This window comes from Caulobacter sp. GW821-FHT09B11 (assembly GCF_059418205.1).
Map to the genome: position 1 here is coordinate 80324 of NZ_JBWKPK010000004.1, position 15727 is coordinate 96050.

Genomic DNA, 15727 nt, shown 5'->3' on the forward strand with positions numbered 1-15727 from the left:
CTGCCTGCCCCGCCGGAACCTCAGTTCCCGCTCAGGCGCTGGGCCTCCTTGAGGTCCAGCGCCGCGCCGGCCGCATCGCCCTGGCTGGTCTTGACCTTCGCGCGCCACTCCCACGCATCGGCATAGGTCGCATCGGCCGCGATCGCCGCGTCCAGTTCTTCGGCCGCGCGGCGATAGTCCGACAGCATCCAGTAGACCGCCCCCTTGCGGGTGAGCGTCAGGACGTCGCCAGGCGACAGCTTCAGCGAGACATTGAGGTCGCGGATGGCGCGGTCGTAGCGGTCCAGCTGGATGAAGACGTCGGCGCGGTTGTAGTAGGCCGGCTCGTAGTCGGGCTTGGCGGCCACGGCGGCGTCGTAGGCGGCCAGGGCCGACGTGTCGTCCTTGGCGGCGAAGTAGGTCAGGCCGCGATTGTTCTGCACGAAGGCCGATTTCGGATCGACGGCCAAGGCCGCGTCCAGATCGGCCAGGGCGGCGGCGAAATCCCCCTGCCCTCGCAGCAGGCCGGCCCGCGCCACCCGGTAGTCGATGTCGTCGGGCGTCAGCTTCAGGGCCCGGCCGTAGTCGGCAAGGGCTTCGCGACTGCGTCCCTGGCCGCGATGATGCGCCGCCCGGGCCGCCCAGTTGGCGGCGCGCTTGGGATCGATGGCGATGGCCTTGTCAAAGGCCTTGCGGGCGGCGGCGGCGTCGCCTTGCCGCGCCAGGGCGTTCCCGATCGAAGTCTGCAGGTCCGAGCGCTTCGGCGAGAGCCGTAACGCCGCGCGATAGGCGTCGATCGCGCGCGGCCAGTCCTCTCGCCCGTAGTAGACGATGCCCATGTTGACATAGGCGGCGACGTTGGCGGGATCGACCTTCAGGGCGTCGGCATAGGCCTTCAGTTCCTCGTCCCCGCGGCCCAGTTCGCCCAGGACGATGCCGGCGCCGTTCAGGGCGTCGGGGTCCTTGGGATCGAGTTCGGCCGCCTTGCGATAGTCGGCGAGCGAAGCCTCGTACTTGCCCTTGTCCTGCAGCAGCAGGGCGCGATTGTAATAGGCGGCGGCGAACTCGGCCTTGTCGGCGATCACGATGTCGTAGTCAGCCAGCGCCTTGTCGGCCTGGCCCTTCGAATTCCACGCCATCGCCCGCTCGAACCGCGCATTGACGTCCTTGGGATAGATTTCCAGCGCCTTGTCCAGCGCCGCCAGGCTCTCGTCATAGGCCTTGGCCTGGCGGGCCAGCGCGCCCAGGGCGCGAAGGACGGTCGAGTCCTTGGGCTGGATCTTCAGGGACTCGCGATAGGCGGCCAAGGCCGGTTCGACCTCGTCGAGCCGCTCGTAGGCGACGCCCAGGGCGTAGTGCGCACGCGCCTCCTTGGGGTCCAGCCGCACGGCTTCCTTGGCGTCGCGCAGGCCGCCGGACTTGTCGCCCGTGCCCCCCTTCAGCATCGACCGGGAGGTCAGCGGATAGGCGCTCTTGGGATTGGTCTTGATCAGGCCGTCATAGACCGCCCTGGCCTCGGCGTAGCGCTCCTGGTTCTCGTAGAACTCGCCCAGGCGCAGCAAGGGGCCGTAGGGATCGTCGGTCACCCCGATCGCCGTCTTCAGGTCGCGCTCGGCCGCCACGGGATCGGTGTCTTCCAGCAGGTCGGCGCGCTGCACATAGGCGCGCACGAAGCGCGGATCGGCGGCAATGGCGGCGTCGAAGTCGGCGCGGGCGCCGGCCGTGTCGCGCTTCTGCCTGACGCGGCCGCGATAGAGCAGCGCGTCGGTGCGCGTGGGCTGAAGCTTGAGCACCGCGTCGAGAACGGCCAGAGCCTCGTCGTCGCGATCCAGGTGGAACAGGGCCGCGCCGCGCGCCACCTGGGCGTCCGCCTGGCCGGGCGTCAGCTTCAGGGCCGCGTCGGCGTCCGCCAGGGCCTCGGTATTGCGATCCAGCCGCCAGCGGGCCTGGCTGCGGGCCACCAGCAGGCGCGTCTTCACCGCCGGATCGGCGACGCCGGCGTCCAGCGCGGCGGTGCAGTCGGCGACCACGACCTCGCGGTCGGTCAGGCGCTTGGAGGTGTCGGCCGCCAGGCAAGCTTCGCGCGGATCGGCGGCGGCGTGGGCCGCGCCGGCCGCGGCCAGGGCCATGACCAGGGCGGAAGGCAGGACGCGGCGGATCATCGGGCGGCTCCCGTCCGGGCTTCGACGGATTGGGCTTCGGCGGATTTGGCGGGATAGGCCAGGCCGACGATCGGCGGGCGGCCCAGCCAGGTCCTGGCGGCCGCGCGCAGGTCATCGACCGTCAGGGCGCTGATCAGCGGTTCGACCAGCAGCGCCTCCTGCAGGACGGCGGGATCGGCGGCCGAACCGGCCATGGCGCCGGCCCACCAGGCGGTGGTCTCGCGGTTGGCGCGGATCGTCGCCAGCACCGGCTGGCGGGCGTCGATCAGCATCTGCTCGGTGATCTCGCCGGCGCGCAGGCGGGCGGCCACAGCCTCGGCCTCGGTCGTCAGTTCGGCCAGGTCGCGCGGATCCGCCTCGATCGCGACCATCAGCACGCCCTGGTCGCCGTGATCCGGGGTGCTGGTCGTGACGACCGGGGCGTAGGTCTTGCCCAGTTCCTCGCGGATGCGCCGGCGCAGGGCGGTGTCGAACACCGAGGCCAGCAGCTTCAGCGCGTACTCCTCCTTGCGGCGCTCGGGCGAGGCCACGTAGAGCGGCCAGAGCAGCGCAGCGGCGGCCTTGTCGGCGGGACCCGCATGCTCGATGCGGATCGGCGGAACCGGTCCTTCGGGATAGGTGAGGAAATGGACGCCGGCGCGATCGCGATTGGTCGCGGGACGCTGCGGCAAGGCGCCGAAGGTCCGGGCGGCGGCCTGGACGGCGTCGGCCTCGCCGATGTCGCCGGCGATGGTCAGCTCCAGCGGCGCGGTGGTCAGGGCCGGGCGCAGCACGCGGACGAAGTCCGACGCGCGGATCGCGGCCAGCTCGGCGCGCGGCGGCAGGCTGCTGGCGCCGCCGGGATCGAAGGTCTTGGCCATGGCCTCCGACAGCGCCGACGGCGGAAGGCTGGCGATCGAGCGATAGGCCAGGTCCACGGCGGTTGGCAGGCGCGCGTCGAGCGTGCTGCGGAAGCCGGGATCGGTCATGAACGCGGCCAGGATCTCGAGCTGCCGGGCCAGGGTGTCGCTGAAGATCGCGGTGCGGACCGAAAAGGTCGTGACCCCCATGTCGGCGTCGAAGCTCAGCAGCCCGCCGGTCGGGAACAGCGCCTGCAGGTCCTCGGCGCTATGCTTGCCCAGGCCTCCGCTGGTCAGCATGGCCAGGCCGAACTGGGCGACCGTAGCGTCCTTGTCGGCGATCTCGCGACGCCCGGCGCCGAAATTGATCCGCACCTCGACCTTGTTGGGCTGAATGTCGGTCTGCTTGAAGTTCAGCACCGCGCCGTTGGCGAAGGACAGGCGCACGAAGCCCGGATCGGCCACGACCTCGCGCTTGACCACCCGGCCGGCGGCGCCGAAGTCGCCATAGGCCCAGGCCGCGCTGGCGGCCGGCTTGTCGACCGGGGCTGTGCTGACGACCTCGGCGTTGCGGGTCCAGGCGGCGATCAGCGCCTCGCGGGTCGGCGGCTTGACGCCGGTCATCGACAGCAGCGGGCCCGTGCCGCTCCAGTCCTCGGCGAAGACGGCCTGCATGTCCTCGACCGTGGCGTCCTCGACGGCGCGGTCGAAGGCGTAGAGGGCGTCGACGGGCGAGCGCGAGACCCGCTCGGCCAGCGCCTTGGCCAGCAGGCCCGACGCCAGGTCGGGCGACTTGCGCGAGGCCGCGCCCGAAGTGGCGCCGCGCACCATGGAGCGCTGCTTCTCGATGGCCGTCTCGAACTCGACGTCGGTGGGCGCGGTCTTGGCGAGGCGGTTGAACTCGGCCTGGCTTTCGGCCAGCGCCGCCTCCCAGTCGTCGTTGGTCGGCATGACCATCAGGCAGGTCAGCGACATCTCGCGGGTCTGCACCCCGAACGCGCCCGCGCCCAGCAGGTGGGTCTCGCCGGCCGAGACCCGGCGGGCCAGGCGCTGGTTGAGAACGCCCTGCCAGGCCTGGGACAGGATTTCGCGGCGCAGGAACGCCACGGTGTCGATCTGCGGCGGAGCGCCGGGCCGCAGACGGCAGGCGCTGATGGCCGTGGGCAGGCTTTCGTGCGCGACGACGAAGGCGTCCAGGTCGCGCTTGGCCCGCAGCGTCGCCACCGGCGCCCGCACGGGCTTGGGCCCACGCCCGGCCCAGTCGGAGAAGGTCTCGCGGACCAGCGCCTCGAGGGCTTCGACCGGCCGGTCGCCGACCACGGTCACCACGGCGTGCTCGGGACGGTACCAGGCGTCGTAGAACCGCTTGAGGCTGGCGGGGGTGGCCGCTTCCAGCGTCTTGCGCGTGCCGATCGGCATGCGTTCGACCGAGCGCATCTCCGGCGCCTGGAAGCGGGCGACCGCCATCTGGGCGTCCAGCTGCGGACCGCCCCGGGTCTCCATCTCGGCCAGGACCACGCCGCGTTCGCGGGCCACGCCGTCGTCGGTGAAGATCACCCCGTCGGCGACCTCGCGCAGCCAGCCGAGCCCCGTCTTCAGCTGGGCGTCGTCCGGCTTGGGCATGTCCAGCATGTACGAGGTCGAGAAGTATTCGGTGCCGGCGTTCTGGTCGCGGCCGAACACCACGCCCCAGGGCGCGAACATCCGGTCCGGAGCGCCGTCCGGATAGCGGCGGGTCGAGCGGAAGGCCATGTGCTCGATGAAGTGGGCGACGCCGCGCTCGGCCTCGGCCTCCTCGAAGCTGCCGACGTCGACGGCCAGGCGCAGCGAGACCGCGCCGCTGGGCACGGCGTTGCGCATCACCTGGTATCGCAGGCCGTTGGGCAGCACGCCCTGGCGGATGGCCGGATCGGTCGCGATCGTCGGATCCGCCCGACCGGACGCCTTGTCGGCGGCCTTTTCGGTCGCCTTGGCCTGTTCCGCGCGCGCTGAATTCGAGACGGCCTTGGCCGGCTCCTCGGCGAAAACCGGCCCAACCAGCAGGGCCGCGCCCATCACCAACGCCGCCCCCGCGACGCTTCCGTATCTCGACACCTTACGCCCCCACGATGCCCACGCGAGCACCCAAACACACCGCAACCTTGCGTGCTTATCCATTGTCGCGCGCTTTCGCTAGACGGCAACGCTTCGGCGCGGCCGGGGCCGCCTCCCCCTCCCTTTTGTTTCAGCAAGCGTCACGGATGTTCCAGGTTTGGAACACGACGCTCTTCGAACACGATGCTAGCGGTCCAGGCTGCAACAATGGCGCGTGAAACGCGCCGTCGGGGTCGCGATGCCGGATCGCGATCCTTCGGGGGACTGACCATATGAAGAAGACCAACGACCGCCTGTCGCGGACGATGATGACGAGCGCCTCGATCGCGGCCCTATGCGCGCTCGCGCCGAGCCTGGCCGGCGCCCAGGCGGTGCTGAACGGCGCCCCCGGCCAGGCCCTGACCGCCGGCACCATCACCACCAGCAACGGCGGCGGCATACTCGACGGCGGCGCCAACAGCGGCGTTTCCGTCAGCACGGGGGTCAACGGCCAGGTCAGCGTCACCGACGCGGTGATCGCCGTCACCGCCAGCACCTGGAACGGCGTCAGCGTTTCGGCGCTAGACGCCACGGCCGGCCAGATCCTCGTCTCCCTCGACGGGGTCAACAGCATTCAGGGCGGATCGGCGGCCGTGGGGGTCTACTCCGACACCCAGGACATCCTGCTCGACGCCAGCGGCGGCAACGGGACCTATGTCGGCGCGGTCGCCAACGGGACCGGCCTGAGCGCCAGCTCGCTGAACGGCTCGGTGGCCATCCTCAACGGCGCCAACACCGTCAGCGGCGGCGCCGTCGGCGTGCTCGGCGCGGCTTACCGCACCGGCGACGTCTCCATCGAGTCGAAGGGCGGCGCGATCATCAGCGCCGTGGGCGTCCGCGCGCTGTCCTACGGCGGCGCGGTGACCGTCGGCGCCGACGGCGGCGTGACGACGGCGATCACCGCCACGTCCGCCGGCTCGGCCATCAACGCCACGAACTCGGGCGCGGGCGGCATCGCCGTCACCACGGCCGCGGGCGGCAAGCTGGAAGGCGGCGGCAACACCGTCTTCGCCGTGACCGACGGAACCGGCGACGTCCAGGTCACGCTCGGCGACACGGTCGGCGCGACGACGCGCAGCGCCTATGCGGCGATCTACGCCCAGTCGGCCGGCGGCGACGTCGGGGTCGATGCGACCGCGGCCATCCGTGGCGGCGCCGGCGGAATTTCGGCCAATACCTCGGGCGCGGGCGACATCGCGATCTCGACCCGGGGCGTCGACGCCTCGTCCAGCAACGCCGTCTTCGGCCGCACCACCGGTTCGGGCGACATTTCCTACACGTTGAACGGACCAAGCGCCGTCACCGGCGCCACGGGCGTCTACCTGACCACCTCGGGCGGCGGCGCGCTCAGCGTCACGGCCACCGACGCCGGCTCGTCGTTCATCGGCGCGACCGGCAACGGCGTCGACCTGCGCGGCGCGGGCGGCCGGATCGACGTCGACGTGGCCGGTTCGGTCCAGGGCGACGGCGTCGGCGTCTATGTCGCCACCGGCGGCGCGGGCGACATCACCGTCCATGCCGGCTCGGTCAGCGCCCTCACGGGCAACGCCGTCTCGGCCAACAACTCGACCGTCGGCGGCACGGGCACGGTCAACGTCGGCACGGCCGACCGCCGCCTGGGCGCGGCGACCAGCACCAACGGCACGGCCATCTTCGCCTCCAGCCAGGGCGACGTGAACGTCTACGCCACCACGGTGACCGCCGGCACGCGAGGCATCGTCGCCGCCAGCCAGGGAACGGCGCCGAACGGCGACGTCGTCGTCGACGTCAGCGGCATGATCAACGCCGGCTCCTACGGCGTCATCGGCGTCAACTACGGCGAGGCGGTCGGCAACGACCTGACGATCCGCACCGCGGGCGCGATCACCGCCGGGACCGGCACAGCCATCAGCGCCGAAGCCGTCAACGGCGACATCTCGATCATCGCCGACGGCGCCCTGAAGTCGACCGGCAGCAACGGCGTCTGGGCCAAGAGCTACGAGAACGGCGACATCAGCGTCGTCACCAACGGAACGGTCGACGGCGTCTGGGCGATCTACGCCAACGCCACCGGCGCCAACACCGGCGGCGCGATCTCCATCACGGCGACCAAGACCGTGACCGGCCGCTATGAAGGCGTGGGCGCGGAGTCCACCGGCGATGGCAAGATCACCCTCGACCTCGCCGACGTGGTCGCCACCGAGGGCCACGGCGCCTTCGCCAACGCCTACGGCGAAATCTCGATCTCGACCGGCGCGGTGACCGCGACGGGCGGCGGCGCCGTGACCTACGACGCCCAGAACGACGCGACCGGCGTCGCCGGCGCCGCGGGCTACGCGATCAACGCGCTGTCGATGACCGGCACGATCGACGTGACCGCGACCGGAACCCTGACGGGCGGCGCGGCCGGCGGCCTCTACGCCAAGGTCTCAAACACCACCAATGGGATCACCCTCGACCTGGCCGACGTCAAGGCCGCCAACGGCCGCGGGATCGAGGTCAGCTCGGTCGCCGGCCCGGTGACCCTCACCGCCGGCGCGGTGACCGCGGCCACGGACGGCGTGCGCGTACGGGGCTGGGGCGACGGCGCGACCGCCGGTCCGATCAGCGTCGGGCTTTCGAACGACCGCCTGGGTCCGGTGATCGCCCAGGGCGGCACCGGCATCCTGGCCACCGGCTCGGGCGACGTTTCGGTCTACGCGACCGACGTCACCGCCGCCACGCGCGGCGTCGTGGCCTCCAGCCAGGGCATCTCGCCCAACGGCAAGGTGGTGGTCGACGTCAGCGGCGCGATCGTCTCCGGCCAGCCGAACGCCACGGCCCAGAGCTTCGGCGTCGCCGCCGTCAACAACGGCGTGCTGGCCGCCAACACCCTGAACATCACCACCGGCGCGGTCACCTCGACCGGCGGTACGGCGATCAGCGGCCAGGCCGTGGGCGGCGACATCTCGATCACCGCCAACGGCGCGATCCAGGCCAACGCCACCCAGGCGACCGGAAGCTGGGACGGCGTCTACGCCCGGGGCTACGGCGACAACAACATCGCCATCACCACCCGCGACACGGTCACCGGCTCGTTCAACGGCGTCGAGGCCTTCCTGCAGAGCGCGGTGGACCACGGCGGGATCACCATCGACGCCGACGGCGCCATCCGCGGCCAGGCCGGCGTGATCGCCGTCTCCACCGGCAGGGGCGGGATCGATCTCGACCTGGCGGCGGTGACCGGCACGAACGGTCCCGGCGTCTTCGCCAGCGGCGCGGGCGCGGTGTCGGTCTCGACCGGCGCGGTCACCGCAACGGGCGGCGGCGGCGTGTCGCAGAACAACCTCAGCGACGTCACCGGCGTCGGCCAGACCAGCGGCTACGGCGTCATCGCCCTGTCCAGCGGCGGCGCGATCGACGTCGCGACCGGCGGCCTGGTCACCGGCGGCGCGGCGGGCGGCGTCTTCGCCCAGACCACCGGCGGAACCGGCGCGATCACGGTGGCCACGGCGGGCGTGACCGCCGCGACCGGTCGCGCGGTCGAGATCCAGAGCGCCGGCGGCGCGGTCAGCGTCACCACCGGCGCGATCACCGCCCAGACCGACGGCGTGCGGGTGCGCGGCGGCGCGGCCGCGGTGACGCTCGGCTCGGCGAGCCAGCGCATCGGCGCGGTGAGCGCCGGCGGCACGGGCCTGTTCGCCACCGGCTCGGGCGACGTCAACGTCTACGCCAGCACGATCGAGGCCGGCACGCGCGGCGTCGTGGCCTCCAGCCAGGGCGACAACCCCAACGGCAAGGTGCTGATCGACATCGGCGGCGACATCGACGCCGCCTCGACCTTCGGCATTGTCGGCCGCAACAACGGCGTCCTCAACGTCAACAGCCTGACCATCCGCTCGGCCGGGACCGTCACCTCGACGGGCGGGTCGGCGATCAGCGCCCAGACCGTCGGCGGCGACATCGCCATCGACGCCAACGGCGCGGTGGCCAACAACGCCGCCAACGGAACCTGGGACGGCGTCTACGCCGAAAGCGACCAGGCGGCCCTGATCTCGATCCTGACCCGCGGCGCGGTGTCCGGCGGCTACAACGGGATCGAGGCGATCTCGGGCGTCGGCGGCGCCAACGGCGGAGTCATCGTCGAGACCCGCGGCGACGTCACGGGCGGCCAGGCCGCCATCCGCGCCCAGGTGCGCGGCGTCGGCAACGCCAGCGTCACGACCGCTGCAGCAACCACGCTGAAGGGCGCGATCGGCGTCTCGGCCGCGACGGTCGGCGCCGGCGACATCACCATCGCCAACAACGCCGCCATCGTCACGGCGGGCACGGGGATCCTGGCCACGACCGAGGCCGGCGACATCGTCGTCGGCACCGGTGCGACCGGGACCATCTCGCCCGGCGCGGCCGTCGGCATCGATGCGCGCACCGCCACCGGCTCGATCACCATCAACCAGGCCGGTTCGATCGGCGTGGCCGGCGACAACGGCTGGGTCGGCACGGGCATCCGCGCCGAGATCCTCGGCGGCTCGCAGGACCTGGTCATCAACTCCAGCGGCGGCATCTACGTCGCCCCCGGTTCTGGCCAGCAGAGCGCGGGCATCTACGCCGTCAACCACGGCACGGGCGCGGTCAGCGTCACGACCAGCGGAATCATCGATCCCGGCGCCTACGGCGTGGTCGTGGAAGGCGCGGGCGACGTAACCTACACCGCCGCCGGCGGCGTGGCCGAAGGCGACATCGGCGCCTCGGTGGTCTCGACCGGTTCTGGGACGGTGACGGTCAACACCGCCGCCGGGGCCGTCGTGCGCGGCTTCAACGGCGCGGGCTTCGTCGTCTCCTCGGCCGGCGGCGACGTCAGCGTCGTCAACGCCGGCTCGGTGAGCGGCTCGACCCAGGGCCTGGTCGTCTCGACCAGCGGCGTGGGCTCGACCAGCCTGACCACCACCGGCTCGGTGAGCGGCGCCTCGGGCGTCGGCATCGCGGCCACCTCGGGCACGGGCGGGCTGGAGCTGAACATCGGCGGCAGCGTGATCTCGGCCACGGGCCCGGCCATCCAGGCCGTCTCGACCGGCGGGGGCACGATCAACATCGCCTCGGGCGCGGTGATCGCCGGCAAGATCGACAACGCCAATTCGGCGGTCATCACCCTCGACACCGCCAAGGGCGAGCACTCGACCCTCAACGTGGCGTCGGGCGCGAAGATCCAGTCGGTCAGCGGCTCGGTCTACGACGTGGCCCTGCGCGCCACCGGCGGCTCGGTCGTCGTCAACAACAGCGGCACGATCGCCGGCCGGGTCGACTTCTCGGCCCTGACCGGCGCCGACAGCGGCCAGTTGGTCAGCGCCGCCGGCACCAACTTCGAGACCGGCGGCGAGTCGATCTTCGCGGCCGGCGACGACGCCTTCGGCAACTCCGGCAAGCTGATCACCCTGGGCGCCCTGACCACCTTCGACTTCCGCGGCGGAACCAACGTCCTGACCAACAGCGGCACGGTCTATGTGGGCTTCAACCCCGTGGCCGTCGGCGGCTCGAGCTTCGTCCTCAAGAGCCTGACGCGGTTCAACAACAGCGGCGCGCTGGAGATGGCCAACGGCGTCATCGGCGACAGCATCGTGGCGACCGGGTCCAGCTATGTCGGCTCGGGCGCGGCGCTGCTGTCGATCGACGCGGCGCTGTCCTCGGGCGGCAAGGCCGACACCCTGACCATCGGCCAGAGCTCGGGCGTCACCAAGGTGCGGGTCGCCGACCGGGCCAGCGGCTTCGGCGCGCTGAACCTGACCGGAACCGCCGTCGTCGTTGGGACCACCCACGCCGGCGACTTCGTGCTCGACAGCGGCTCGTCCTGGTACAACGCCGCCATCTTCGGCGGAGCGATCGACAAGCCGGGCCTGTTCTTCAGCCAGCTGGCCAACGCCTCGACCGGAACCGTGCTGGTCAGCGCCCCCAAGACCCAGGTCTACCAGTTCGCCACCCTGGCGGCCCAGGCCCAGGGCCTGTGGCACGGCGCGGCCGACCGCAGCGCCCGCAACGCCGAACTGCGCGACGCGCTGGACCCGGCGGCCAAGGCCGACGCGCCGTCCGCCAAGACCGGCTTCTGGTTCAAGGCCGACGCCGCCCGCGCCGAACGCCAGACCGGCCAGTCGCTGACCGTGCTGTCGAACACCTACGCCTACGACGCCTCGTACAAGCAGGACTCCACCAACGCGACGATCGGCTTCGACGCCGTCAACGCTGCGTCGGACGGCGGCCTGGCCTGGGGCGCGGCGCTGGGCTACGCCCAGGCCAAGGCCCGCTTCGACCAGTACGACACCCTGACCAAGCTGCAGGGTCCGGTGCTGAGCGGCTACGCCAGCTGGCTGTCGGGCGGGACCTTCGTCTCGGCCACTGTCGCGGCCAGCCAGCTGAACGCCAAGCTGGCCGCCTCGCAGCTGGCCGGCTGGACCCAGCAGAAGGCCGACGTGACCTCGCTCGGCGGCGCGGTCGAGGCCGGCCTGCGCAGGCCGTTCTTCGGCGGCGCGGTGATCGAGCCGAGCCTGGCCGTGACCTATGTCGACACCAGCATCGACGACGTCTCGACCGCCGGCTCGACCTTCCGGTTCGAGGACGCCAAGAGCGTGCGGGCCAGCCTCGGCGCCCGCGTCACCGGCGTGCTGGCTCCCAGCGAGGCCCGGACGACCCGCTACGCCGTCTCGGTGCGGGTGGTCGACGAACTGAAGGGCAAGAACGACGTGACCCTGCTCAGCGCCGGCGCGCCGTTCAAGATCACCGACAAGGCCTTCGACGGCGCCTATGGCGAGTTCGGCTTCAACCTGTCGAGCCGCAGCACGAGCGGCTGGACCGGCTTCGTGGACGCCAAGCTGCGCGCCAACGACGCCTACAGCGAAGCCGGCGTCTCGCTGGGCCTGCGCCTGCGGTACTGATCGACCGGGCGACGCGGCGGCTCATCCGCCGCGTCGCCGACGGTCTAACGCACCGAAACCGGAGCAGCGCCGGGTCGGCCGGCTTCGCCGAGGGCCTGATCCAGCGCCGCATCGAGTTCGCCCTTCCAGGCGGACGGCGGCATGAACGAGTGGCGCACGCCGGCGGCGGTGAACAGCCGCGCCGAAGGAACCTTGGCGACGAAGGCCTCGACGTCGCCGCCCGGGCAGCCGTGCTCCCTGCCGCCTTCGACCAGGCCCCAGGGGGCCTTCATGTCGACGGGCCGATAGACCCAGCCGGCGACGCGCTTCATCCGGAACGCCATGGACCGCCCCTGGGCGTCGCCGACGGGATTGACGGTCTCCTGGTCGGGACAGAAACCGGCGGTGACCAGGCCCGCGACCTCGCCCGGCCGGGCTTGAGCGGCGGCGGCGTAGGCGAGGGTCGCGCCCGCCGAATAGCCGCCGAAATAGACCGGACCTTCGGCGTGGTAGCGATGCGCGCCGTCGGCGGCGACGGCCTGCATCTCGGCGGCCAGATCATAGGGCCCGTCGCCCTTGGCCATCCGCGCCATGGTCGGATTGACGTCGAGCCCCAGCGCCAGGATTCCACGCTGCGCCAGGGCCTCGACCAGGCGCCCGCTGGCCTCGGCAGGCTTCCACCCTCCGTCGCCCGACAGGATCACGGCCACGCCGCGCGGGGCTCCCTGCGGCGCGAAGACATGCACCGCGCCAAGGTCGGGGGTCGGGTAGCGCGCCGTCTCGGCGGGAACGGAGGCGGAAAGCGCGGCGACCGCGGCGGCCATGGCGACGACAGGAAGAGGCATGCGGCGTGCTCCGAACAGGGAAATGCCGCGGCGCTTGGGGGGACGGAGCGCCGCGGCCTCTTGGGGACGTTTGGGGAATAGGTTCTAGAGTTCGGGTTTCTTGTGTCTGGAACGGACGGGCGCGGCGATCAGGCCGGCTTGGCGTGGCGCATGGCGTGGGCCTTCTTCTTGGCGGCGGTCTTGTGCATGGCCGGCTTGACGGCCTTCGCGGTCTTGGCCGGGGTCGCGGCCTTGGTGGTCGCCACGCTCTTGGCGGGCTTGGCGGGCGCCGAGGCCGGGGCGACGGCGGCGCTCGCCGTGGCGGCGAAGGCGAGGCCTGCGGTCGAGAGGACGGCGGCGGCGAGGATGGCGCGGATGGTCACGATGATCTCTCCTAGGGCTGTCTTGCGGCGGGTGGCGCCGATGAAGATCACCCTGAAGCCGCGCCCTGACGCCTTGCGCTCACCAACCTTACAACGGCGCCAGGAACCGCCGCCGAACCTTACAAATCTGCGAGGCGGGCGCCGTAAACCCGCAAGAGCCGTAGGGTTTCATGCTAACGCGCCGACGCTCACGGGCGCGGTCCAGGAACGTCCAGCCATGCCCTCCCCTCGATTATCGGCCATCGCCCTTCTGGCGGCGTCGCTTGGCCTGTCGACCGCGCCGGCCTTGGCCGCGGCGGCGCCCGCCCGCAAGCCGCCGGCCTCCCGCGCCGAGGTCGCCAAGCGCGCCGCCTGCGAGAAGGTCTGGGCCGCCCAGAAGGTGCGCCACGGCTCGCGGCAGGCCTTCGTCGCCGCCTGCACCGCCAAGGGCTAGCCCCCCGCCGCGACGCGGGGCACTCTGGACCTTCGTCCAAGGAGCATAGATGAGCCGACGGATCCTGGTGGTCGAGGACGACGCCGACACCGCCGAATACATCCTCAAGGGCCTGCGCGAGGCGGGCTTCACCGCCGAGCACGTCGCCGACGGCCGCGACGGCCTCTACATGGCCAGCAGCTCAGACTTCGACGCCGTGGTGATGGACCGCATGCTGCCGGGCATGGACGGGCTGTCGGTGACCAAGGCGGTGCGCGCCGCCGGCGTGCAGACCCCGATCCTGATCCTCAGCGCCCTGGCCCACCTGGACGAGCGGGTCACGGGCCTGCGCGCGGGGGCCGACGACTACCTGACCAAGCCGTTCGGCTTCGCCGAACTGGCCGCGCGTCTGGAGAACCTGATGCGCCGGGGCGGCGCCAAACCGGTCGAGACCAGCCTGGCCTGCGGCGACCTGACGCTCGACCTGCTGTCGCGGCGGGTGAGCCGGGGCGGCCGGACGCTGGAGCTGCTGCCGCGCGAACTGAAGCTGCTCGAATACTTCCTGCGTCACCGCGACCGGGTGGTGACCCGCACCATGCTGCTGGAAGAGGTCTGGGACTATCGCTTCGACCCGCACACCAGCCTGATCGACACCCACATCAGCCGCCTGCGCAAGAAGATCGACGAAGGCTTCGACAAGCCCCTGCTCCACACCGTGCGCGGCTCGGGCTATCGCCTGTCGGAAGCGCCTTGAGCCGCCGCGCGTCCGTCCGCGGCGCCAGGCCGGCCAGCCTGGCGCTGATCGTCGCCGGGGCGGTGGCGCTGGCCATGAGCATCGGCCTGATCCTCGTCGACTTCGCCGGCGAGCGGCTGATCGAGCGCCGCCAGCATCTGGTGGCCGAGACCGCCCGCGACTATTTCGTCGCCTTCGCCCACGAGGACGGCTTGGCCGCCATGGCCCGGGCGCTGGACCGCCGCACGCGCAGCGAGGGCGGCGCCTTCGACTACGCCGCCTTCGACAATGACGGCCGGCGCGTCGGCGGCGCCGGCCTGCTGACCGCCGAGCAGTTGCCCGAACCCGGCTACAGCGTGCGCGCGATCGGCGACGCCGACTACGAGATCCTGGTCCAGCCGATGTCGGTGGGCGGGACGCTGGTGATCTACGAGAACCTCGCCGACCGCCGCGCCTTCCACTGGGCGATCGTGTCGGCGGTCGCCGCCACCCTGCTGGTCAGCCTGGTCATCGTCGCCGGCGCGGCCCTGCTGCTTGGCAGGCTGCTGATGCGCCGGGCCGAGGGCATCGCCCGCGCGGCCGAGGACATCGCCGGTGGAGACCTGGGTGCCCGGGCGCCGATCGCCGGCGCGGGCGACGTCTTCGACGACCTCGCGGTCGCCATCAACGCCATGCTGACGCGGATCGAGGAACTGATGACCGGCATGCGCACGGTCACCGACAGCCTGTCGCACGACCTCCGCTCGCCGCTGACCCGCCTGCGCGGCGCGCTCAACCGCGCCCTGGACGAGGACCTTCCGCACGAGGGCCGCCTGGCGCTGATCGCCGAAGCCGAGGCCGAGTGCGACCAGGTGCTGGCCACCTTCAGCGCCCTGCTCGACATCGCCCGGGCGGAAACGGGCCTGTCGCGCGACCTTATGGCGCCGTTCGACCTCGCCGAGATCGTGCGCGACATCGGCGACCTCTTCGAGCCGGTGATCGAGGACGCGGGCCAGAGCCTGGCCGTGACCGCGCCCGACCAGCCTGTCCCGTTCGTCGGCCACGAGCTGATCCTGCGTCAGGCCCTGGGCAACCTGCTGCACAACGCCGCCCGCTACGCCGGCGACGGCGCCCGCGTCGCCTTGTCGCTGGAGACCGGAGAGACCGGCGGCCCTCGCCTCGTCGTCGCCGACAGCGGTCCAGGCGTGCCCGCCGCCCAGCGCGGCCGCGTGCTGGAGCGCTTCGTCCGGCTGGACGAGACGCGCGGCACGCCGGGCTCGGGCCTGGGCCTGGCCATCGCCGCGGCCTGCGCCAAGCTGCACGGCGGCCGCCTGACCCTGGGCGACAACCATCCGGGCCTGCGCGTGGTGCTCGACCTGCCCGCGGCCCCGATCGACTGAACCTCACAGAAAATCCAGGTTCA

At 72.0% G+C, this 15727-nt stretch carries 8 protein-coding genes; 4 read left to right on the forward strand and 4 right to left on the reverse strand.

Features of this window, described 5'->3' with window-relative positions:
* Nucleotides 1–20: 20 nt before the first annotated feature.
* Nucleotides 21–2141 (reverse strand): tetratricopeptide repeat protein, encoded by a 2121-nt coding sequence (locus AC07N1_RS03995; RefSeq protein WP_494670623.1) that lies wholly within the window; start codon nucleotides 2139–2141, stop codon nucleotides 21–23.
* Nucleotides 2138–5074, reverse strand: coding sequence for a M16 family metallopeptidase (locus tag AC07N1_RS04000; protein ID WP_494670624.1), 2937 nt, complete (start codon nucleotides 5072–5074; stop codon nucleotides 2138–2140). Before AC07N1_RS04000 ends, AC07N1_RS03995 begins: the two co-directional genes overlap by 4 nt.
* Before the next feature lie 272 nt (nucleotides 5075–5346).
* Between AC07N1_RS04000 and AC07N1_RS04005 the strand changes: the two genes are divergently transcribed.
* The gene (locus tag AC07N1_RS04005; RefSeq protein ID WP_494670625.1) at nucleotides 5347–11994 is read left to right on the forward strand and encodes a hypothetical protein; all 6648 of its coding nucleotides are present in this window, start codon (nucleotides 5347–5349) and stop codon (nucleotides 11992–11994) included.
* A gap of 44 nt (nucleotides 11995–12038) precedes the next feature.
* On the opposite strand, the gene AC07N1_RS04010 is transcribed toward AC07N1_RS04005, so the two are convergent.
* Both AC07N1_RS04010 and AC07N1_RS04015 read right to left on the reverse strand, forming a co-directional pair.
* Nucleotides 12039–12818 (reverse strand): thioesterase domain-containing protein, encoded by a 780-nt coding sequence (locus AC07N1_RS04010; RefSeq protein WP_494670626.1) that lies wholly within the window; start codon nucleotides 12816–12818, stop codon nucleotides 12039–12041.
* A gap of 128 nt (nucleotides 12819–12946) precedes the next feature.
* Nucleotides 12947–13180 (reverse strand): hypothetical protein, encoded by a 234-nt coding sequence (locus AC07N1_RS04015; RefSeq protein WP_494670627.1) that lies wholly within the window; start codon nucleotides 13178–13180, stop codon nucleotides 12947–12949.
* Nucleotides 13181–13397: 217 nt separating this feature from the next.
* On the opposite strand from AC07N1_RS04015, the gene AC07N1_RS04020 reads away from it, so the two are divergent.
* Genes AC07N1_RS04020 through AC07N1_RS04030 form a run of 3 tightly spaced genes read left to right on the forward strand, consistent with a single transcriptional unit; the run spans nucleotide 13398 to nucleotide 15704 of the window.
* Nucleotides 13398–13613, forward strand: coding sequence for a hypothetical protein (locus AC07N1_RS04020; RefSeq protein WP_494670628.1), 216 nt, complete (start codon nucleotides 13398–13400; stop codon nucleotides 13611–13613).
* 49 nt (nucleotides 13614–13662) lie between these two features.
* Nucleotides 13663–14346, forward strand: coding sequence for a response regulator transcription factor (locus tag AC07N1_RS04025; RefSeq protein ID WP_494670629.1), 684 nt, complete (start codon nucleotides 13663–13665; stop codon nucleotides 14344–14346).
* Complete coding sequence (locus tag AC07N1_RS04030; protein WP_494670630.1) at nucleotides 14343–15704, forward strand: HAMP domain-containing sensor histidine kinase; 1362 nt, start codon at nucleotides 14343–14345, stop codon at nucleotides 15702–15704. The genes AC07N1_RS04025 and AC07N1_RS04030 overlap by 4 nt, the downstream gene beginning before the upstream one ends.
* The last annotated feature ends 23 nt before the right edge of the window (nucleotides 15705–15727 follow it).

What these genes read in the sequence shown, in the direction of transcription:
- AC07N1_RS04005 (WP_494670625.1), top strand. Translation starts at nt 5,347, where the DNA reads ATGAAGAAGACCAACGACCGCCTGTCGCGGACGATGATGACGAGCGCC.
- AC07N1_RS04010 (WP_494670626.1), bottom strand. Translation starts at nt 12,818, where the DNA reads ATGCCTCTTCCTGTCGTCGCCATGGCCGCCGCGGTCGCCGCGCTTTCC.
- AC07N1_RS04025 (WP_494670629.1), top strand. Translation starts at nt 13,663, where the DNA reads ATGAGCCGACGGATCCTGGTGGTCGAGGACGACGCCGACACCGCCGAA.
- AC07N1_RS04020 (WP_494670628.1), top strand. Translation starts at nt 13,398, where the DNA reads ATGCCCTCCCCTCGATTATCGGCCATCGCCCTTCTGGCGGCGTCGCTT.
- AC07N1_RS03995 (WP_494670623.1), bottom strand. Translation starts at nt 2,141, where the DNA reads ATGATCCGCCGCGTCCTGCCTTCCGCCCTGGTCATGGCCCTGGCCGCG.